At 40.8% G+C, this 19,388-nt stretch carries 21 protein-coding genes, 1 tRNA gene and 1 pseudogene; 22 read left to right on the forward strand and 1 reads right to left on the reverse strand.

The genetic code is table 11. From position 1 onward, the window contains the following. Positions 1-35 precede the first annotated feature (35 nt). Genes mnmE through rsmG form a run of 3 tightly spaced genes read left to right on the forward strand, consistent with a single transcriptional unit; the run spans position 36 to position 4,058 of the window. A complete protein-coding gene (mnmE, locus tag D8Q48_RS11505; RefSeq protein ID WP_121056555.1) occupies positions 36-1,433 on the forward strand; it encodes a tRNA uridine-5-carboxymethylaminomethyl(34) synthesis GTPase MnmE in 1,398 nt (465 codons plus the stop codon). Next, positions 1,399-3,291, forward strand: coding sequence for a tRNA uridine-5-carboxymethylaminomethyl(34) synthesis enzyme MnmG (mnmG, locus tag D8Q48_RS11510; protein WP_121056557.1), 1,893 nt, complete (start codon positions 1,399-1,401; stop codon positions 3,289-3,291). Before mnmE ends, mnmG begins: the two co-directional genes overlap by 35 nt. Before the next feature lie 53 nt (positions 3,292-3,344). After that, positions 3,345-4,058: a 16S rRNA (guanine(527)-N(7))-methyltransferase RsmG gene (rsmG, locus tag D8Q48_RS11515; protein WP_118725180.1), complete on the forward strand. Its 714-nt coding sequence runs from the start codon at positions 3,345-3,347 to the stop codon at positions 4,056-4,058. A gap of 67 nt (positions 4,059-4,125) precedes the next feature. Here rsmG and D8Q48_RS11520 read toward each other — a convergent pair whose 3' ends face one another. Then, positions 4,126-5,088 carry an alpha/beta fold hydrolase gene (locus tag D8Q48_RS11520; RefSeq protein WP_121056559.1) on the reverse strand — a complete coding sequence of 321 codons (963 nt, stop codon included), beginning with the start codon at positions 5,086-5,088 and terminating at the stop codon, positions 4,126-4,128. 297 nt (positions 5,089-5,385) lie between these two features. Here D8Q48_RS11520 and D8Q48_RS11525 point away from each other — a divergent pair, with 297 nt between their 5' ends. The 19 genes and pseudogenes from D8Q48_RS11525 to D8Q48_RS11625 form a co-directional block, all read left to right on the forward strand. Continuing rightward, positions 5,386-6,159: an AAA family ATPase gene (locus tag D8Q48_RS11525; RefSeq protein WP_022074906.1), complete on the forward strand. Its 774-nt coding sequence runs from the start codon at positions 5,386-5,388 to the stop codon at positions 6,157-6,159. Further along, positions 6,159-7,094, forward strand: coding sequence for a ParB/RepB/Spo0J family partition protein (locus D8Q48_RS11530; protein WP_121056561.1), 936 nt, complete (start codon positions 6,159-6,161; stop codon positions 7,092-7,094). Before D8Q48_RS11525 ends, D8Q48_RS11530 begins: the two co-directional genes overlap by 1 nt. A gap of 47 nt (positions 7,095-7,141) precedes the next feature. Beyond that, positions 7,142-7,669, forward strand: a complete 528-nt coding sequence (locus tag D8Q48_RS11535; protein WP_118725177.1) for a DUF4446 family protein — start codon at positions 7,142-7,144, stop codon at positions 7,667-7,669. A gap of 59 nt (positions 7,670-7,728) precedes the next feature. Then, a complete protein-coding gene (gene serS / locus D8Q48_RS11540) occupies positions 7,729-9,021 on the forward strand; it encodes a serine--tRNA ligase (protein WP_022074903.1) in 1,293 nt (430 codons plus the stop codon). Between the two features lie 52 nt (positions 9,022-9,073). Further along, complete coding sequence (locus D8Q48_RS11545; RefSeq protein WP_117990330.1) at positions 9,074-9,949, forward strand: DUF3881 family protein; 876 nt, start codon at positions 9,074-9,076, stop codon at positions 9,947-9,949. 348 nt (positions 9,950-10,297) lie between these two features. After that, positions 10,298-10,374, forward strand: a tRNA-Arg gene (locus D8Q48_RS11555). 617 nt (positions 10,375-10,991) lie between these two features. Continuing rightward, a complete protein-coding gene (locus D8Q48_RS11565) occupies positions 10,992-11,147 on the forward strand; it encodes a hypothetical protein (RefSeq protein ID WP_227131618.1) in 156 nt (51 codons plus the stop codon). After that, a complete protein-coding gene (locus D8Q48_RS11570; protein WP_002304312.1) occupies positions 11,144-12,073 on the forward strand; it encodes a DUF6017 domain-containing protein in 930 nt (309 codons plus the stop codon). Before D8Q48_RS11565 ends, D8Q48_RS11570 begins: the two co-directional genes overlap by 4 nt. A gap of 6 nt (positions 12,074-12,079) precedes the next feature. Next, positions 12,080-12,907, forward strand: coding sequence for a ParA family protein (locus D8Q48_RS11575; RefSeq protein ID WP_002304313.1), 828 nt, complete (start codon positions 12,080-12,082; stop codon positions 12,905-12,907). Then, the gene (locus D8Q48_RS11580) at positions 12,864-13,790 is read left to right on the forward strand and encodes a ParB/RepB/Spo0J family partition protein (protein WP_002304314.1); all 927 of its coding nucleotides are present in this window, start codon (positions 12,864-12,866) and stop codon (positions 13,788-13,790) included. The genes D8Q48_RS11575 and D8Q48_RS11580 overlap by 44 nt, the downstream gene beginning before the upstream one ends. 83 nt (positions 13,791-13,873) lie before the next feature. Then, positions 13,874-14,326: a hypothetical protein gene (locus tag D8Q48_RS11585; RefSeq protein WP_243116287.1), complete on the forward strand. Its 453-nt coding sequence runs from the start codon at positions 13,874-13,876 to the stop codon at positions 14,324-14,326. 54 nt (positions 14,327-14,380) lie between these two features. Continuing rightward, complete coding sequence (locus tag D8Q48_RS11590) at positions 14,381-15,022, forward strand: DUF3846 domain-containing protein (protein ID WP_002588969.1); 642 nt, start codon at positions 14,381-14,383, stop codon at positions 15,020-15,022. 10 nt (positions 15,023-15,032) lie between these two features. After that, complete coding sequence (locus tag D8Q48_RS11595; protein ID WP_002304317.1) at positions 15,033-15,344, forward strand: DUF5720 family protein; 312 nt, start codon at positions 15,033-15,035, stop codon at positions 15,342-15,344. Positions 15,345-15,380: 36 nt separating this feature from the next. Continuing rightward, entirely contained in the window at positions 15,381-15,863 is a 483-nt protein-coding gene (locus D8Q48_RS11600; protein ID WP_002304320.1) for a PcfB family protein, read from the forward strand. Further along, complete coding sequence (locus tag D8Q48_RS11605; protein WP_002588968.1) at positions 15,863-17,614, forward strand: VirD4-like conjugal transfer protein, CD1115 family; 1,752 nt, start codon at positions 15,863-15,865, stop codon at positions 17,612-17,614. The genes D8Q48_RS11600 and D8Q48_RS11605 overlap by 1 nt, the downstream gene beginning before the upstream one ends. A 12-nt stretch (positions 17,615-17,626) precedes the next feature. Then, positions 17,627-17,947, forward strand: a complete 321-nt coding sequence (locus tag D8Q48_RS11610; RefSeq protein ID WP_002304332.1) for a hypothetical protein — start codon at positions 17,627-17,629, stop codon at positions 17,945-17,947. 5 nt (positions 17,948-17,952) lie between these two features. After that, complete coding sequence (locus D8Q48_RS11615; protein ID WP_002304334.1) at positions 17,953-18,345, forward strand: helix-turn-helix transcriptional regulator; 393 nt, start codon at positions 17,953-17,955, stop codon at positions 18,343-18,345. Between the two features lie 83 nt (positions 18,346-18,428). After that, entirely contained in the window at positions 18,429-18,644 is a 216-nt protein-coding gene (locus tag D8Q48_RS11620) for a Maff2 family mobile element protein (RefSeq protein ID WP_002576404.1), read from the forward strand. A gap of 25 nt (positions 18,645-18,669) precedes the next feature. Beyond that, positions 18,670-19,260, forward strand: a pseudogene (locus D8Q48_RS11625) (CD0415/CD1112 family protein); the annotation flags it as partial. Between the last annotated feature and the right edge of the window lie 128 nt (positions 19,261-19,388).

Below are 19,388 nucleotides of genomic sequence, written 5' to 3' on the forward strand. Positions count from 1 at the left end.
GTGAATCGTTCCTTTTGTTTAAGAGGAGAATTGCGATGTATAGTAAAGAGACGATTGCAGCGATTTCTACAGGAATGTCGAATTCAGGAATCGGGATTGTCCGAATTAGTGGAGAAGAAGCATTTCAGGTAATAGATAAAATATATAAGGGAAAAGAAGTGCTGTCAAAAGTGCAGTCACATACCATACATTATGGGTATATAGTGGATGGAAAAGAGACGATAGATGAAGTGCTTGTCAGTATTATGCGGGCGCCAAGAACATTTACCGGTGAAGATACTGTTGAAATTAATTGTCATGGCGGCGTTTATGTGGTAAAAAGAGTATTAGATACAGTACTTCGAAATGGGGCAAGACCGGCAGAACCCGGAGAATTTACAAAGAGAGCTTTCTTAAATGGAAAGATGGATCTTTCTCAGGCAGAAGCAGTGATTGATGTGATTACTGCAAAAAATGAATATGCACTGAAGAGTTCTATGAGCCAGTTAAAGGGCAGTGTAAAGAAAAAGATAGAAGAGATTCGAAAGCAGATTATTTATCATACGGCATTTATTGAAACCGCATTGGACGACCCGGAACATATTAGTGTTGATGGTTATGGGGAGCAGTTGGAAGACGTTGTGGAAACATTGTCGGAAGAATTAAAAGATTTGATTGATTCTTCGGAAAATGGAAGAATCATGAAAGAAGGAATTCAGACAGTTATTCTCGGAAAGCCAAATGCCGGAAAATCGTCTCTTTTAAATGTTCTTTCAGGAAGAGAACGTGCAATTGTAACAGATATAGAAGGTACAACGCGAGATGTGCTTGAGGAACAGATTCAGATTCAGGGGCTGAATTTAAATGTGATCGATACAGCAGGAATACGTGAGACGGAAGATAAGGTAGAAAAAATCGGTGTAGATAAAGCAAAAGAATATGCAGAGCAGGCAGATTTAATTATCTATGTTGTAGATGCATCACGTGAACTTGATGAAAATGATATAGAAATCATGAAAATCATTGCAGGTAAAAAGGCGGTCATCTTATTAAATAAAATGGACCTGAACGTACTCATTTCAAAGGAAAATCTTGAACAACAGCTTCAGAAAGAAATTAGCGGGGCGTGCGAAAATATTCCGATGATTGAAATATCTGCGAAGGAAGAACAGGGAATCAGAGATTTTGAAAATCTGTTAAAAAAGATGTTTTTGCAAGGTGAGATTTCATTTAACGATGAAGTATATATTACAAATATGAGACAAAAATCGGCACTTCAGGATGCATATAATTCATTAAAAAAGGTGAAAGAAAGCATTGAGATGGGAATGCCGGAAGATTTTTATTCCATCGATCTGATGGATGCATATGAGGCACTTGGAAGTATTACAGGAGAAACGATAGGAGAAGATTTGGTCAATGAAATATTCAGCAAATTCTGTATGGGAAAATAAAGATTATTATGATGTTGCGGTTGTCGGAGCAGGACATGCAGGTTGTGAAGCAGCACTTGCGACGGCTCGTTTAGGATTCAAAACAGTGATGTTTACGGTGAGTGTCGACAGTATTGCAATGATGCCTTGTAATCCTAATATCGGTGGAAGTTCAAAGGGACATCTGGTGCGAGAACTAGATGCACTTGGCGGTGAGATGGGAAAGGTGATTGATAAGACATTTATTCAGTCTAAGATGTTGAATCAATCAAAGGGGCCGGCAGTACATTCGCTTAGAGCACAAGCTGACAAAGCAAATTACAGTAGAACAATGAGAATGGTATTACAGAATCAGGAAAACTTAGATATCCGTCAGATGGAAGTGACAGATATTTTGACAGAGGATGGAAAGATAACAGGAGTACAAACCTATTCCGGTGCTATTTATCGTTGTCGTGCGGTTGTATTATGTACAGGAACATATTTGAAAGCAAGATGTATTTATGGAGAAGTAAGTACACAGACAGGACCAAATGGACTCCAGCCTGCAAATTACCTGACAGATAGTTTGAAGTCGCTGGGTATCAAAATGTATCGTTTTAAGACAGGAACTCCTGCGAGAATTGATAAAAGAACAATTGATTTCAGTAAGATGGAAGAGCAGAAAGGCGATGAGAGAGTAGTACCATTTTCCTTTACAACAAACCCGGAAGACGTTCAGATAGATCAGGTTTCCTGCTGGCTGACTTATACAAATGAGAAGACACATGAGATTATAAGAAATAATTTGAGCCGTTCTCCACTGTATTCAGGAATGATTGAAGGAACAGGACCGAGATATTGCCCATCTATTGAAGATAAGGTTGTCAAATTCGCAGATAAAAACCGTCATCAGGTCTTTATTGAACCGGAAGGACTGGAGACAAATGAGATGTATGTCGGTGGAATGTCAAGTTCATTACCGGAAGATGTACAGTATGCAATGTATAGAAGTGTTCCCGGCCTTGAAAACGCCAAAATCGTGCGAAATGCATACGCAATCGAGTATGACTGCATCGATGCCAGACAATTGAAAAATACGCTGGAATTCAAAGCCGTAGAGGGACTTTTTAGTGGCGGACAGTTTAACGGAAGTTCCGGATATGAAGAAGCAGCAGCACAGGGGTTGATTGCGGGCATTAATGCGGCAAGAAAATTGCAGGGAAAAGAAGGTATTGTGATTGACCGTTCAGAAGGTTATATAGGCGTTTTGATTGATGATCTGGTAACAAAAGAAAGTCATGAACCATATCGAATGATGACTTCAAGAGCCGAATATCGTTTGTTATTGCGTCAGGATAATGCAGATTTAAGATTGACTAAAAAAGGCTATGAGATTGGTTTGATTTCAGAAGAAAGATACCAGAAACTGCTTAGAAAAGAAGAACTCATCCAGAAAGAAATAGAACGTGTTGAGCATATTAATTTAGGAACTTCAGAAGCTGTACAAAATTTATTGAAACAGTATGAAAGTACGCCGCTGACTTCTGGAACAACGATGGCAGAATTGATTCGAAGACCAGAATTGAATTATGAAGCTCTTGCACCGGTTGATCCAAACAGACCGGAACTGGACTATGATGTTGTAGAGCAGGTTAATATTAACATTAAATATGATGGATATATTAAACGTCAACAGCGTCAGGTAGAACAGTTTAAGAAACTTGAGAGCAAGCTTATACCAGAAGATATTAATTATGATGAGATTCAGAGTCTTCGTATTGAGGCAAAACAGAAATTGAATGAAATGCGTCCGTCCTCCATCGGTCAGGCGTCCCGAATTTCAGGAGTATCTCCTGCAGATGTGTCTGTATTGCTTGTATATTTGGAGCGAAAGTAAAATAAATTTAACGAATTAACGTGTTAAAACGAAAGAAAGTAAGAGGCATATAAATGGAGAATAAGTTTGAACAACAATTGCAACAACTTAATATCCAGCTGAACGAAGTGCAAAAAGAGCAATTTCATAGATATTATGAATTACTTGTAGAGTGGAATAAGGTGATGAATCTCACCGGAATTACAGAATATGATGAAGTAAATGAAAAGCATTTCGTAGATAGTCTGGCAATTGTAAAAGCGATTGATATTCAGAATGTAAATACAGTGATAGATATAGGAACAGGGGCAGGATTTCCAGGATTGCCATTGAAAATTGCATTTCCACATTTGAAGGTTGTATTGTTAGATTCATTGCAAAAAAGAGTGAAATTTTTAAATACAGTAATAGAAGAACTGGGGTTGAAAGATATAGAGACACTTCATGGAAGGGCCGAGGACTATGCAAAAAAAGCAGAATATAGAGAACAGTTTGATCTTTGCGTGTCGAGAGCGGTTGCAAATCTCTCTACATTGAGTGAGTACTGTATTCCATATGTAAAAGTAGGCGGAGCATTTATTCCATATAAAAGCGGAGAGATAGAAGACGAATTAAAACAGGCGAAGAAGGCTGTTAAAATATTAGGCGGAAACGTAAGAGATGTTGTTAAATTCCAATTGCCTGGAACAGAGATCGGAAGATCTTTTGTGGAGATTGATAAATTGGAAATGACAAAGAAAAAATATCCGAGAAAAGCAGGATTACCATCTAAAGAACCACTGAGTTAAACCAAAAGGGACGGAGTTAATGGCTTTTTCTGAATGAAAAAGCCATTAACTCCGTCCCTTAAATAGTTTATGCGGTTAAATCAAAATAAATCTTAATGTTTTCTAATACATCTGTTGGAGCTTCAAGCTGTGGCAGATATTTCGTCTTATTAATCTCACAAATTTCAATTGCAGGTAATTGATTTTGATACTGGCTTGCTGCAAGACTATATTCTGGATTGCCATTTCCTACAATAATAAAGATACTATTGTCAATTTTTGACAGACAGTTTAATACATTTGCATTTGTAAAATTAGAACAAATATTAGCATATAAGTATCTTCCGTGAGATTTCTCAGACTGAGATGCTTCTACATATGCGGCTAAATCTCTCTTTCTGAATTTACAATGATCATAGAAATAGTCAGTCATAAAATTCTCTTCAATACGATCTTTACTTACTAATAAATTGTAAATAAACGTTCCGATTATAGGAGTGCAGAGAATATATTTTAACACTTTATTATAATGCTTTGGTGTTTTTGAAGCATCAATAATACTCTCAGGATTAATCAATAAAATACGATCAATAACAGTATCATCATTTGCACAAGTCATCAATGCGATAGATGCGGAATGACCGGTGGATATAATATCTGTTTTTTCTCCAATGACATTTTTAATAAAATCTGTCAGTAACTGTACATACAAATAATTTGTATAAGTCAAATTTGGCTTTTCAGATAATCCGCAACCAAGCAAATCAATAGTGTATACAGTATTTGTCTTTGCAAGATCGTTTTTTATCTTATTCCATTCGTAAGAAGAACTACAGACGTTTAAATCATGAACTAGCAAAATTGGAGAACCGGAGCCTTCTTTTGTATAAAAAATGCGGCCGTAAGTCCAATCGTAATAATTCTCACCATTCTTGGCAAGAATATTATCTATAGTAGAAATATGATATATGAATCGATTAAATATATGAAGTGCACTTAATGTACCAGCCGTTATTGCAGATAAAGTTAAAAATTTCTTTTTAAAACTCAAAAAAATCAACCTCCTAACATTTTGAAATGGTGTATTTGAATTTTTTACTTTTTGAGTTTACAAGTGTAAAATCATATCTATTATACTACAAAATGAGAATGGATAAAACCTTTTCCAGATGAAAAAAATAAATTAATAAATTGCAAAAATGTTTCACGTGAAACATTTTTGTGAAACTTCACAACAGAACAATAAAATAATGTTTCACGTGAAACATTTTAGAGAAAAAAAGATTTGCAGTAGAATCTCTTTTGGTTTGGTGATATAATATGAAAGTAACGCGAAAGGAGTACAAAAATGAGTAGAATTATCGCTATTGCAAACCAAAAGGGCGGAGTTGGAAAAACAACAACGGCAATTAATTTATCATCTTGTCTTGCGAGTTTTGGAAAAAAAGTTTTGTCAATTGACCTCGACCCGCAGGGAAATATGTCGAGTGGACTTGGCGTAGATAAGGATGAAGTGGAATATAATGCGTATGATTTAATCATAGGTAATGCAAAAATAGAAGATTGTATTTGTGAAAATGTAATTGAGAACTTAGATGTACTTCCTTCTAATATAAATCTGTCGGCAGCAGAAATTGAATTAATTGGTGTTGATAATAAGGAGTTTATTATTCGAGACGAAGTGGCAAGAGTAAGAGATAATTACGATTATGTTATTATTGATTGTCCACCGGCATTGAGTATGCTTACAATTAATGCAATGACTACAGCGGATTCAGTTTTGGTTCCAATTCAATGTGAGTATTATGCATTGGAAGGATTAAGCCAATTAATTCATACAATCGAACTTGTTCAAGAAAGATTAAATCCTTCTTTGAAAATTGAAGGAGTAGTCTTTACAATGTATGATGCACGTACAAATCTTTCGCTGCAGGTTGTAGAAAATGTAAAGGATAATTTGGATCAAACGATATATAAAACAATTATCCCAAGAAATATCAGACTGGCAGAGGCTCCTAGTTATGGTATGCCAATTAACCTGTATGATCCAAAATCTACAGGTGCAGAAAGTTATATGTTACTGGCCGAAGAAGTAATCAACAAAGGGGAGGAAGACGACTGATGGCGGTAAAGAGAAATGGACTTGGAAAAGGACTGGACAGTTTGATTCCAAATAAAAGCGATAAGCTGACAAAACCGGAAACGAAAAAGAATAATAGTGAAGTAAAAGTATCTCCGGCTAAAAAAATAAAAGAAGACCCGAAAGCTAGTGAAATATTATTAAAGATTAATCAGGTCGAGCCGAATCGTGATCAGCCAAGAAAAGAATTCGATGAAGATGCATTATTAGAACTTGCAGATTCAATCAAACAATTTGGTGTTTTACAGCCATTATTAGTTCAGAAAAAGAAAGATTATTACGAAATCATTGCAGGTGAAAGAAGATGGAGAGCTGCAAAACTGGCGGGATTAAAAGAGGTGCCGGTTTTAATCAAATCTTATACAGATCAGGAAATAGTTGAAATATCATTGATTGAAAATATTCAACGTGAAAATTTAAATCCTATAGAAGAAGCAATGGCATTTAAACGTTTGTTGGAGGAATTTCATTTAAAACAAGATGAAGTGGCAGAAAGAGTGTCAAAGAGTCGTACAGCAGTAACGAATTCTATGCGACTTTTGAAATTATCAGATAAAGTAAAACAAATGATTATAGATGATATGATCAGTACAGGACACGCTCGTGCACTTCTTGCAATTGAAGATGAAGAACAACAATATATACTTGCTACAAAGATTTTCGATGAGAAACTGAGTGTTCGAGAAACAGAGAAACTTGTTAAGTCTTTAAAGAATCCTAAAAAAGAGGTAAAAAAGACAACTCCGGAACATCAGTTTATATATAATGATATTGCTGAAAAAATGAAATCCATTATGGGTACAAAAGTAAATATCAATGCGAAAGCAAATGGAAAAGGAAAAATAGAAATTGAATATTATTCGGAAGAAGAACTTGAGAGAATATATGATTTGATGATGACAATCCATAATGTATAAATGTAAAAAGAAGATATATAGATAGTGAAAGGTGGATTTTGTCAAGTATGAAAATAGATCCGATGTATTTGATTATAGCGTTGTTTTTAGTGCAGGTAGTTCTGTTTATACTTTTAATCAATATCAATATGAAGTATAATCGATTAAAAGCAGCCTATACAACATTTTTGAAAGGAAAAGACGGAAAGAATCTCGAAGAGAGTTTCTTTGAAAAATTTAGTTTATTAGATGAAGTAGAGAAAATTGCAAAAGAAAACAAAGAGGAAGTCAGAAATCTTAGAAAACAAGTGCAAAAGACATACCAAAAAGTTGGAATTGTCCGTTATGATGCATTTAACGAAATGGGAGGAAATTTAAGTTTTGTACTCACTATGTTAAATGATCAAAACAGTGGATGGCTATTAAATGCAATGCATAGTCGTGAAGGTTGTTATACTTATATTAAAGAAATAATAAACGGAAAGAGCTATGTGGAATTAGGTGAAGAAGAAAAAGAATCTTTGGAGCGTGCAATTTTCCAAGAAGTATATGATATAAAAGATGTAGATTTTAAGAAAACAGCAAAAAGGGCATAATTGTCCAAAATAATTAAAATGTATAAAATCTCAAAACAGAGTAAGAGGAGGAAGATGAGATGTTAGATATTAAATTTGTGAGATCAAATCCGGAGGTTGTAAAACAGAATATTCGTAACAAATTCCAGGATGCAAAATTACCATTGGTAGATGAAGTGTTAGAGTTAGATGCAAGAAACCGTGAAATCAAACAGGAAGTAGAAGCTCTGAGAGCTGAAAAAAATAAAATTTCTAAACAGATCGGTGCATTGATGGCACAGGGCAAAAAAGAAGAAGCAGAAGAAGTAAAGAAACAAGTTGCTGCTAATGGAGATAGAATCGAGGCTCTTTCAAAAGAAGAGAAGGAAGTAGAAGAAAAACTGAAAAAAGATATGATGACAATTCCAAATATCATCGATCCATCTGTACCGATTGGTAAAGATGACAGCGAAAATGTGGAAGTAGAACGTTATGGTGAGCCAGTTGTTCCAGATTTTGAAATTCCATATCACGCAGAGATTATGGAAAGTTTTGATGGTCTTGATCTTGACAGTGCAAGAAAAGTTGCAGGAAACGGATTCTATTATCTGATGGGAGATATCGCAAGACTTCACTCAGCAGTAATCTCTTATGCAAGAGACTTTATGATCAACCGTGGATTCACATATTGCGTACCACCATTTATGATCAGAAGTAACGTAGTTACAGGTGTTATGAGTTTTGCAGAGATGGATGCAATGATGTACAAAATCGAAGGTGAAGATTTATATCTGATCGGAACAAGTGAGCATTCTATGATTGGTAAATTTATCGATACACAGCTTACAGAAGATCAGCTTCCACAGACATTGACAAGTTACTCACCTTGCTTCCGTAAAGAAAAAGGAGCACATGGTATTGAAGAACGTGGAGTATATCGTATTCACCAGTTTGAAAAACAAGAAATGATCGTTGTTTGCAAACCAGAAGACAGCAAAGAATGGTATGATAAATTGTGGCAGAACACAGTAGATCTCTTCAGAAGCATGGATATTCCAGTACGTACATTAGAGTGTTGCTCTGGAGACTTAGCAGACTTGAAAGTAAAATCTGTGGATGTTGAAGCATGGTCTCCAAGACAGAAGAAATACTTCGAAGTAGGAAGTTGCTCAAACCTTGGCGATGCACAGGCTAGAAGACTTGGAATTCGCGTGAAAGGAAATGATGGAAGCAAATATTTTGCACATACTTTGAATAATACAGTAGTTGCACCACCAAGAATGCTGATTGCATTCCTTGAAAATAACCTTCAGGCAGATGGTTCTGTGAAGATTCCAGAGGCATTACAGCCATATATGGGTGGAAATACAGTTATCGTTCCAAAACATAAATAATAAGAAGATAAAGTAAAATCCCGGAGCAATCCGGGATTTTCTGGAGAAATAGATGCATCAATATTTAAAAGCTATTGGCTTTGGAAAAATTCAGTCGAAGAAAGAATTAAAGCAATTATTAAATCAGGTAGAACAGGAATGTACACATCAGATGGTTGTGTCGTATTCAGACGATACAGATTACTGTGAGCTGCAAAAAGAATATGGACAGTGTATGGGAATTACAGTTTGCGGTGAGTTAGATGGAGAAGATTGTTTTGAAGCAGATTACTATTTTCCATATTTTGAAGGCAGTGGAATCACAACATATTCTGAAGTATCGATAGAAAGAAGAATTGAAAAAGAAGCATATGTAGGAATATGTGAAGATTCAAAAGTAGGAATCAGTTTGATATTTCATGTGCAGAACGGCGTGGAATACATGAAAGAAAAACAGCTTGGTTTTCTTTCACAAGAACAAACATCGGTAACCTTTTCAGGACTTTCTCTTGACGGAAAAATTTTATTTCCAATAAAGAAAAGCGAAGTGCAGGTCAAGCAGGAACAAGAAAATTCTAAGAATCGTAAAAATCTGTTAAATGCGGCCAGACAAGGAGACCCGGGAGCAATCGAAACATTGACATTGGATGATATGGACATATATTCTAAGGTATCCCGAAGACTTATCACAGAGGATGTATTTTCAATCGTAGATACATATTTCATGCCACATGGTGTAGAGTGTGATGTGTATTCAATCATGGGTGAAATATTGGCAGTTCGTGAGCGGGAAAATGTGCTTACAAAAGAAGTGGTATATCAGATGAAATTAGATGTAAATGAGCTGCAATTTGATATTTGCGTACCAAAGAGTAAGGTGCTTGGTGAGCCGGAAATCGGGCGCAGATTTAAAGGGAAAATCTGGCTGCAGGGATATATTAATTTTTAAAAAGGATATATAAATTTAGTTGAATTTAGAAGGCACGAGTGTTAAAATAGTAAACATGATGCACTCGTGCATAAATAAAAAGAGAATAAGTTCTCTTAAATAGGATGTGTCGTCATAGCTCAGCTGGATAGAGCACTCGCCTCCTAAGGGTCAGGTGGAGCAATCCCTTTTTGGAAGCGATTTATGAAATAAATTTGAAAATTGCTCTACTACAATTAAATACGTCTCAGTACCTCAGTAGGATAGAGGGTTCGCCTCCTAAGGTTGCGTTACAACGGCCACCTCAAAAAAAACTAAATAAGGGATTGCAGTTCGACTTTGATCGGGCTATAATCATATATCAGACACGTCCATATAGCTCAGCTGGATAGAGCACACGCCTCCTAAGCGTGGGGTCGGAGGTTCAAATCCTCTTATGGACGCCAGTGAACAACGCCGAAAGCCTTTGTTTTCAAGGGTTTTCGGCTTTTCTTATATAAAAAGCTACGAAAAAGCTCTTTCACTGTATGAGATAAAATTCTACTCCAAAATTTGATTTTTGACAACCCCTCCAGAATCGAACGGTTGTTATAAGACAAAATCGCCAGCTAATTTTTAGCAGAAAACGGGCTGTTCTTGCTAATGAAAATGCCCTTCCTGCTAATCAGCCCCAAAATCGTGCCAAAAATCCAGCTAATCAAAAAAGGCGGATGTTTTGAATACCATGCAGTTATAGCAGATAAAATTAAATATCGTTATGTACATAGAGCGTCTATTTGCCCCGCATTGGGGATGGATAGGCGCTCTTTTTTTATGCCCAAACCCATGGGCAAATACAAGAGATTGGAGGTGTTTTATTTGAGCAAGCCTGTTTATACCGCAGACAAGCCGAGCGACTGTCATTACTGCTACTTCTGGACGAATGGCAGAAAGGGCTGCCGTCTGGGTAGAAATAATTGCTACTACTTAATCTCTTTGCCGCCGAAACCCAAGTCGGAATGTGATGGCTGTCCCTATGGGCGAGATCACCCGTGCATTGGTTGGTGTACGAAGAAGGTTATGCGTGAAGTGGGGCTTCGTTGATATGGATGTGTATGAACAGGAATACCGCTTCTACTATTTTGCCCGATGTCCTTACGAAAAGACGGATACGACTTTCCGCAGCATTCCGCTGACAACAGAAAGTTTTCCGCAGAAAGAAGGTGGTGAAGCCGTGTGAGTTTTGATTATTTTTACGGTCAGCAATCCGATCTATTCACATTCTATCGAGTTCCGAAGGTGTTGTTCACGAACGAGAGGTTCTGGAATATTTCTGCCGATGCCAAGATGCTGTATGGCATTTTGCTTGACCGCATGAGCCTGTCTGCCAAGAATGGTTGGATAGATAAAAACGGTAGAGTGTATATCATTTTTACAATCGACGAAGCGAAGATGGCTCTGAACTGTGCTGAACAAAAGGCTATCAAGCTGCTCAGTGAACTTGAGAAGAAAGCAGGATTGATTGAACGTAAGCGCCAGGGTTTGGGAAAGCCCAACCTGATCTATGTGAAGAACTTTATCTCTGCTGTGGATTCACAACTCTTGAATTGTGAAAATCACAATTCTGGAACAATGGAAATCACAACTCAAGAACTTCCGAAATCACAATGTAATAATACTGATATTAAAAATACTGAATTTAGTGATACTGATTCTATCTTTCCTTCCGGAAATGGTGGAATGATGGACGAGAATGACCGGTATCAAGAATACTTTGATTATTTCTCGGATCAGCTCAGTATGGATTTGTTGAAGAAGGATTACCCTTACGATTCCGAAATGCTGGATAACATTCTGGAGTTGATCGTTGAAACAGTTTGCACGAAGCGACCGTTGATTCGCATTGGTGCAGAGGAGCGTCCGGCAGAAATTGTCCGCAGTCGGTTTATGAAACTGAATGCCGAACACATTCGATATGTTATGGACTGCTTCAAGGAGAACACCACAAAGATTAGAAATATCCGTCAGTATATGCTGACTACGATATACAATGCGCCGACGACAATAGACACCTACTACGATGCTCTTGTTCGGCACGATATGTCACACGGATATTTGGAAGGAGGATTTAAGAAATTGAAAATGAAGCGAGAGGAAGGAGAGTGACGATAAATGTCGAAAAAAGCAACCATCATTGCGGTGGTCAATCAGAAAGGAGGCACTGGAAAGACCACCACCACCGAGAATCTGGGCGTTGGCTTGGCTCTTGAAGGAAAAAAGGTGCTTCTGGTAGACACCGATCCCCAGGCTTCCCTGACGGTCAGTTTGGGCAATCCCTGCCCGGATGATCTGTCTCCGACACTTTCCGATCTGATGGGAAAGATTATGATGGAAAACCCTATTACTCCCGATGAAGGGATTCTTCATCATCCGGAGGGCGTTGATTTGGTGCCGTCCAACATCGAACTCTCAGGTATGGAGGTAGCACTGGTCAATGCCATGAGCCGGGAAACCATTCTCCGGCAATACCTGGATACAGTCAAACAGAATTATGATTACATTCTTCTTGACTGTATGCCGTCTTTGGGTATGCTGACCGTCAATGCGTTGGCAGCTGCCGACAATGTGCTGATACCGGTTCAGGCAGCATACCTTCCTGCAAAGGGTCTGGAACAGCTGCTTGGAACCATCAACAAGGTCAAGAGGCAAATCAACCCGAAACTGAGGATTGAAGGGATTCTTCTGACGATGGTGGACAGCCGCACCAACTACTCCAAAGACATCAGCAATCTGATTCGGGAGAGCTACGGCGGAAAGCTGAAGGTTTACAAGACCGACATTCCCCGCTCTGTCCGTGCAGAGGAAATCAGCGCAGAGGGAACCAGTATCTTCAAGCATGATCCCAAAGGCAAAGTTGCCGAAGCCTATAAAATTCTGACGAAGGAGGTGTTAAACAATGCAGAAAAAAGGCGCAAACATCAGCTTGAAGGGGTACGATGATATTTTCTCCACCGATCAATCCAGAGCTGAAGCCCAGCAGGAGCGTGTGCAGGAAATTCCGCTTTCTGAGCTACACCCCTTTGAGGGACACCCCTTCCGTGTGGTTGATGATGAAGAAATGATGAAAACGGCAGAGAGCGTCCGAGATTTCGGAGTTCTCACTCCTGCGATTGTCCGTCCTGACCCCGACGGTGGTTATGAAATCGTTTCTGGTCACAGGCGGCACCGGGCATCGGAGCTTGCGGGTAAGGAAACCATGCCTGCGATTGTTCGTGACCTGGACGATGATGCAGCCATTATTTTGATGGTTGATGCGAATTTGCAGAGGGAGAGTATCCTGCCGAGTGAAAGAGCATTTGCTTATAAGATGAAGCTGGATGCGATTAAACATCAAGGTCAACGCACCGATTTAACTTCATCCCAAGTTGGGATGAAGTTGCAGGCAATGGATATAGTCGGTCAGGAGGCAGGAGAAAGCAGAAATCAGGTACACCGTTATATCCGTCTGACCGAACTGATTCCGGAACTGCTGGATATGGTAGATACGGGTCAGATCAAATTCAATCCTGCGGTGGAGCTTTCCTATCTGGCAAGTGAAGAACAGAAGGATTTTCTTTCTGCAATGGATTATGCTCAAGCAGCTCCTTCCCTTTCGCAAGCACAGCGAATTAAAAAGCTCGCACAGGAGGGCGAGTGTACGCTGGATGCGATGTGCGAGATTATGAATGAAATCAAGAAGGGAGAGCTGGACAGAGTAACCTTCAAAACGGATTCGTTGCGAAAATACTTCCCGAAGTCCTATACCAACAAGCAGATGGAGGATAAAATCATTCAGCTTTTGGAGCAATGGCAGAAAAAAAGAGAAAAATCAATGGAAAGGTAAGGTAAAAAATGTTTACACCCAAAAACATTCAGGGCGCTTTGGAAGAACTCTACGACCTTTGCGATCCTGATTATATGGTAGATATGCTCGTAAACTACAGTGAGGAGTTCGATGATATTTCTCCTGCGCTTCTGGCAAAGTCGTTTCAGAAAAATGCCGAGATGATTAGCGAGTATCGAGTATTGTCCTCTGCTGGTGAGGGTATCGACTATCAGGGAAAGGTACTTCTGAACAGCAGAGCCGTGCGGCTTCTGTCCTATGTAGAAGATATGAGCGGCGATGAAAAAGTTCGCACGATTCAGAGCAAGGAGCTGTGGTTAGCAGAAGATATGACATTCTATGTGGTGTCCTGTATGTCTACGATCACGATGGACAAGGAAGAAGCCATTTGTCTTAACGAACACCGCAGCGTGGTTACTACGGTGGAATGCGAGGACGATATTTTCTTCGACATGGGTTCCCTGATTTGCGAACTGGACGATATTTGCTTGTTCGAGCTTTTAGCCGATGTGGATGCGACTATTTATGAACTGTAACAGGTTCATGGATGGTCGCTTTTCTTATTTCCAAAGAAACGGAGGTATCGAAACTTGAAAGAATACGATGTGAAGATCACCGAAACCTTGGAGAAAACGGTTACGGTGCAAGCAGAATCTCACGATGCGGCAGAGGAACAGGTTAGAGCCGCTTATTACAATTCGGAGTACATTCTGGACTCCGAAAACTTTACCGGTGTTGCGTTCGGCACGACCGAGGAACGGGAGGTTCAGAAAGAACAGGCAGATACCATGAATGTGTTGCTGGTAAAGCCGTTCATGTATCCGCAGGCTGTGCAGATCGGCTGTGAGCTGGAGGATTTGCAGAAAGCCGTAGGTGGCGATATTGAGGCAACTTATCCGTTCAATGAGCCGGTTGCACTGGTGATGCACGACGAAGGTAAACTCGTAGGCAAAGAACTGAACCGTGCGCTGCGTGATGATGACGGCGATATTTATGACATTATCGCCGGTGATTTTCTGGTTGTGGGATTGGGCGAGGATGATTTTTGTTCTCTGTCCCCGGAACTGATGAAGCAGTTTGAGGAACACTTTCATCAGCCTGAGACTTTTGTACGCATGGGGCGCAGCATTATGGCGCTTCCCCTGCCGGATGACATGGTGAAGAAAGAAGATGCACCTGTCAAAGCTGATTCGGTTCCCCACAAAAGTAACCCTGACCGAGATGTTCTGTAAGGAGGTTCTTATGCAAAGAAATTCGACGATTGGAGAGCTGATGGAGCGAAAGCGGATTCAGGATGGTGCCAAGGAGTACCAGGGACATACCTATATGGACTTGGCACGATTTGATGACGCCACCAAGCACATGATTATTTTCGATGTGCTGACCGATGAATCGCCTGTCGGTTGGAAAGGCGAAAGAAATCGCCTGTATTTGAGCGATGTGGGTTATCAGAAGGCTCTGGATAACCAGAAAGCTGGCAATATCAAGATTATCAGCCATGCCGCAGTTGCCAAGGGCAATCTGTATTACGACCACAGAGATATGGCACGATAATCTGTTCACTCTACTGCTTGCAGGAGGTGATGAATCATGCAGGAAGAAGTTGAAAACAGAACAGTAAACCTGGCGATCAGCACAACCAAGCTGACGGGGCGCACTATCATTGCCGGTATCCGCAAGTATTTGCAGCACCGGGAAAAAGTGAAGATGAAAAAGGCACGAGACCCTGCCGTTCATGGAAAGCAATCCGTGAAACAGCTTTTGGGACAGAATCAGGGTGCTACGAATGTTGAGATCGACAAAGAGAGTATCCGTGATTTTGAAAAGCTCGCCAAGAAGTATGGCGTGGACTTTGCCGTAAGAAAAGATAAGTCCGTTGATCCTCCCCGGTTTCTTGTTTTTGTCCGTTCTAAAGATGCAGATGCTTTGGATGCAATCTGCAAGGAACATCAGGCAAGGGCATTAACCAAGAATGAAAAGCCGAGCGTTCTGGCGCAGCTGAAGAAGTTCAAGGAAATTGTCGCAGCGATTCCGAAGAAGGTTCGAGAGAAGAAACAGGAGCGTGATCTGTGATGGATAAGAGAAAAATGAAAAAGCTCCTGATTCTGAATTTACCGTATTTTCTGGTAGGGTTGTTCGCTACGAATTTAGGAGAAGCATGGAGATTGGCTGAGGGGGCAGATTCATCTGCGAAAATCCTCAGCTTTTTTCATGCCCTTCCGATAGCCCTGAACAATCCGTTTCCCAGCTTTCACCCGTTGGATTTGCTGATTGGTATTCTCTGCGGCGCAGGACTTCGGCTGGCTGTCTATCTAAAAGGCAAAAACGCAAAGAAGTACCGACACAATGTTGAGTACGGTTCTGCTCGTTGGGGAACGGCAAAAGATATTGAGCCGTTTATTGCACCAAAGTTCGAGGACAATGTGATCCTGACGAAAACGGAGCGGCTGATGATGAGCAATCGCCCGAAGAATCCTGCCAATGCCCGAAATAAGAATGTTCTGATTATCGGCGGTTCGGGTTCCGGTAAAACTCGCTTTTGGTTGAAGCCAAACCTTCTCCAGATGCACAGTTCCTATGTGGTCACTGACCCGAAAGGCAGCATCGTGATTGAGTGCGGCAACGCCCTTTTGAAGCATGGCTACACCATCAAGATTTTCAACACCATCAACTTTCAGAAGTCGATGCACTATAACCCATTTGCCTATATCCATTCAGAAAAAGACATTCTGAAACTGGTGACAACGCTGATTGCCAACACAAAGGGTGATGGAAAAGCCGGTGATGAGTTCTGGACGAAGGCGGAAACGCTGCTCTACTGTGCCTTGATCGGATATATCCACTATGAAGCTCCGGTTGAGGAACAGAATTTCTCCACCCTGATTGAGTTCCTGAACGCAATGGAGGTGCGGGAAGATGATGAGGAGTTCCAGAACCCGGTGGATCTGATGTTTGAAGCCCTGGAAAAGAAAAAGCCGAATCACTTTGCAGTCCGTCAGTATAAAAAATACAAGCTGGCTGCCGGCAAGACCGCTAAGTCGATTTTGATTTCCTGCGGCGCTCGTCTGGCTCCTTTTGATATTCAGGAGGTCAGAGATGTGACTGCCTATGACGAGTTGCAGTTGGATACTCTCGGAGATAAGAAAACGGCGCTCTTTCTGATTATGTCAGATACGGATGCGACGTTTAATTTTTTGATCTCCATGATTTACACACAGCTGTTCAACTTGTTGTGCGAGAAAGCAGATGATGTGTACGGCGGCAGACTGCCGGTTCATGTGCGCTGCTTGATTGATGAGATGGCAAACATCGGTCAGATTCCCAATCTGGAAAAACTGGTAGCGACAATCCGAAGCCGTGAAATATCGGCTTGCCTTGTTCTCCAGGCACAATCACAGCTGAAAGCCATTTATAAAGACAATGCCGATACCATCATCGGCAACATGGATTCCCGAATTTTCCTGGGTGGTTCTGAGCCAACCACGCTCAAAGAACTGAATCAGGCATTGGGAAAAGAAACTATCGACACCTACAACACCTCCAACACCAGAGGTAACAGCCCGTCTTACGGCTTGAATTATCAGAAGTTAGGCAAAGACCTTGCGAGCGTAGATGAGCTTGCGGTTCTGGATGGCAGCAAGTGTATTTTGCAGTTGCGTGGTGTCAGACCGTTTCTTTCTGACAAGTACGATCTGACGCAGCACCCCAATTATAAGTACACATCAGACTTTGATAAGAGAAATGAGTTCAACATTGAGCAGTTTCTGAGTCGAAGGTTGAAGCTCAAGGCAGGTGATGAGTTTGTGGTAGTCGATGCGGATTAAGGAGGTTTCTGTTTGGAAAATCTGAAAACGGTATCTGCCCTGGTTAAGAACATCTTGGAACACGACCACAAGGCAAGAAATACCGACAATCATTTGTACCTGATGGTACTGGAACACTATTCCGGTCTGCGTGGCATCGACATTCATGCCATGACGGTTCCTGTGTTTTTGAAGGAACTGGATAGACGCAGCTTTCCGGGGTTTGAAACTGTCCGCAGAAGCAGACAGAAAGTGCAGGCAACCTACCCTGACCTTGCTCCCAGTGAAGCCGTAGGCAAGCGCAGAGCAAAAAATGAGGTTGTATATCGAGAATTTGCAGAAAGCGAGGTGTAAAAAAAATGACTTGGTGGATCACGGATACCTCTATTGGGCAGCGATTGAAGTTCGTTAGACGATTTCGCCGCCTTACCCAGAAAGAGCTTGGACTCCTGATGGGGTATTCCGAGAAAACAGCGGATGTCCGTATTGCTCAGTATGAGAAAAACGCTCGAACCCCTAATGCAGAAACCACAGCGAAACTCGCAGAGGTTCTGAAGGTTTCACCTGTCGTTTTTTCACCGACAATCTGTGCTTCTCGTGAAGATTTGTTGCAGTCAATGTATTGGCTGTTTCTTATGAAAGGTGGTGGTGATATATATGATTGTGAAACTGAATATGCAAGAAGCAGAATGGAACAGAAACTTGGCGTGATAACCGTCGAGGAGTTCCTTGAAAAGATTCTCGTAAACTAAGCCTTCCGTCCGGTTTTGATGCCGGTAGTACGGAGGGCTTTTTCTATTCTCAAAACAATTTCAAATTTTAGGAGGAAAATATTATGGCATTTTTCAATAGCGCAGTAACCGTTCTTCAGACTCTCGTTATCGCTCTGGGCGCAGGTCTTGGCATCTGGGGTGCAATCAATCTGCTTGAGGGCTACGGCAACGATAACCCCGGCGCAAAGTCCCAGGGCATGAAACAGCTCATGGCTGGCGGCGGTGTTGCCCTCATCGGCACCACCCTTGTACCTCTGCTCTCCGGACTGTTCGGTTAATCACAAAACAAGGAGGTAATCGCCTTTGGACAGCATACTCCAACAGATCACAGACTGGCTGAAAGAAATGCTCGTTTCAGCTATTATGGGAAATCTGTCGGGGATGTTTGAGTCCGTCAACAACCAGGTTGGCGAGATAGCAACCTCCGTTGGCATGACCCCGGCGAATTTTTCGCCGGGTGTCTTTGCCATGGTACGAAACATCTCCGAGTCAGTGATTATCCCAATCGCAGGCTTGATTCTGACCTTCATTGCCTGTTATGAGCTAATTCAGATGATTATTGACCACAACAATCTGGCAAATTTTGAAACCTGGATCTTCTTCAAATGGGTGTTCAAGACTTTTGTTGCGGTCATGTTAATCACAAACACATTCAATATCACGATGGCTGTGTTTGATGTGACACAGCACGTTATAAACGCAAGCGCCGGTATCATATCCGGAAATACTGCCATAGATGCTTCGGCATTGGAAACAATGGAAGAAACGCTGATGGCAATGGATTTGGGTCCTTTGCTCGGCTTGTTCCTGCAATCCTTTATCGTGCAGGTCACGATGTCCGCTTTGGCAATCATCATCTTTGTGATCGTCTACGGTCGAATGATTGAAATTTATCGCGCGTCCAGAAGCGCCGCTTTTCATCCAAAGGCAGTGCGCGGACATTTTGGGAATCCGGCTTTAGCAAGCCGGTAAAGAAAAGTATCAAAGGCGTGAAAAGCGTCACTTTAGCGTCATCCGATTTA

Source organism: Ruminococcus sp. B05 (assembly GCF_003628495.1).
Lineage (GTDB): Bacteria > Bacillota > Clostridia > Lachnospirales > Lachnospiraceae > Schaedlerella > Schaedlerella hominis.

What these genes read in the sequence shown, in the direction of transcription:
- mnmG (WP_121056557.1), top strand. Translation starts at nt 1,399, where the DNA reads ATGAAATATTCAGCAAATTCTGTATGGGAAAATAAAGATTATTATGAT.
- D8Q48_RS11585 (WP_243116287.1), top strand. Translation starts at nt 13,874, where the DNA reads ATGCTCGTAAACTACAGTGAGGAGTTCGATGATATTTCTCCTGCGCTT.
- D8Q48_RS11525 (WP_022074906.1), top strand. Translation starts at nt 5,386, where the DNA reads ATGAGTAGAATTATCGCTATTGCAAACCAAAAGGGCGGAGTTGGAAAA.
- D8Q48_RS11600 (WP_002304320.1), top strand. Translation starts at nt 15,381, where the DNA reads ATGCAGGAAGAAGTTGAAAACAGAACAGTAAACCTGGCGATCAGCACA.
- D8Q48_RS11615 (WP_002304334.1), top strand. Translation starts at nt 17,953, where the DNA reads ATGACTTGGTGGATCACGGATACCTCTATTGGGCAGCGATTGAAGTTC.
- D8Q48_RS11530 (WP_121056561.1), top strand. Translation starts at nt 6,159, where the DNA reads ATGGCGGTAAAGAGAAATGGACTTGGAAAAGGACTGGACAGTTTGATT.
- D8Q48_RS11605 (WP_002588968.1), top strand. Translation starts at nt 15,863, where the DNA reads ATGGATAAGAGAAAAATGAAAAAGCTCCTGATTCTGAATTTACCGTAT.
- D8Q48_RS11545 (WP_117990330.1), top strand. Translation starts at nt 9,074, where the DNA reads ATGCATCAATATTTAAAAGCTATTGGCTTTGGAAAAATTCAGTCGAAG.
- serS (WP_022074903.1), top strand. Translation starts at nt 7,729, where the DNA reads ATGTTAGATATTAAATTTGTGAGATCAAATCCGGAGGTTGTAAAACAG.
- D8Q48_RS11535 (WP_118725177.1), top strand. Translation starts at nt 7,142, where the DNA reads ATGAAAATAGATCCGATGTATTTGATTATAGCGTTGTTTTTAGTGCAG.
- rsmG (WP_118725180.1), top strand. Translation starts at nt 3,345, where the DNA reads ATGGAGAATAAGTTTGAACAACAATTGCAACAACTTAATATCCAGCTG.
- mnmE (WP_121056555.1), top strand. Translation starts at nt 36, where the DNA reads ATGTATAGTAAAGAGACGATTGCAGCGATTTCTACAGGAATGTCGAAT.
- D8Q48_RS11580 (WP_002304314.1), top strand. Translation starts at nt 12,864, where the DNA reads ATGCAGAAAAAAGGCGCAAACATCAGCTTGAAGGGGTACGATGATATT.
- D8Q48_RS11620 (WP_002576404.1), top strand. Translation starts at nt 18,429, where the DNA reads ATGGCATTTTTCAATAGCGCAGTAACCGTTCTTCAGACTCTCGTTATC.
- D8Q48_RS11575 (WP_002304313.1), top strand. Translation starts at nt 12,080, where the DNA reads ATGTCGAAAAAAGCAACCATCATTGCGGTGGTCAATCAGAAAGGAGGC.
- D8Q48_RS11595 (WP_002304317.1), top strand. Translation starts at nt 15,033, where the DNA reads ATGCAAAGAAATTCGACGATTGGAGAGCTGATGGAGCGAAAGCGGATT.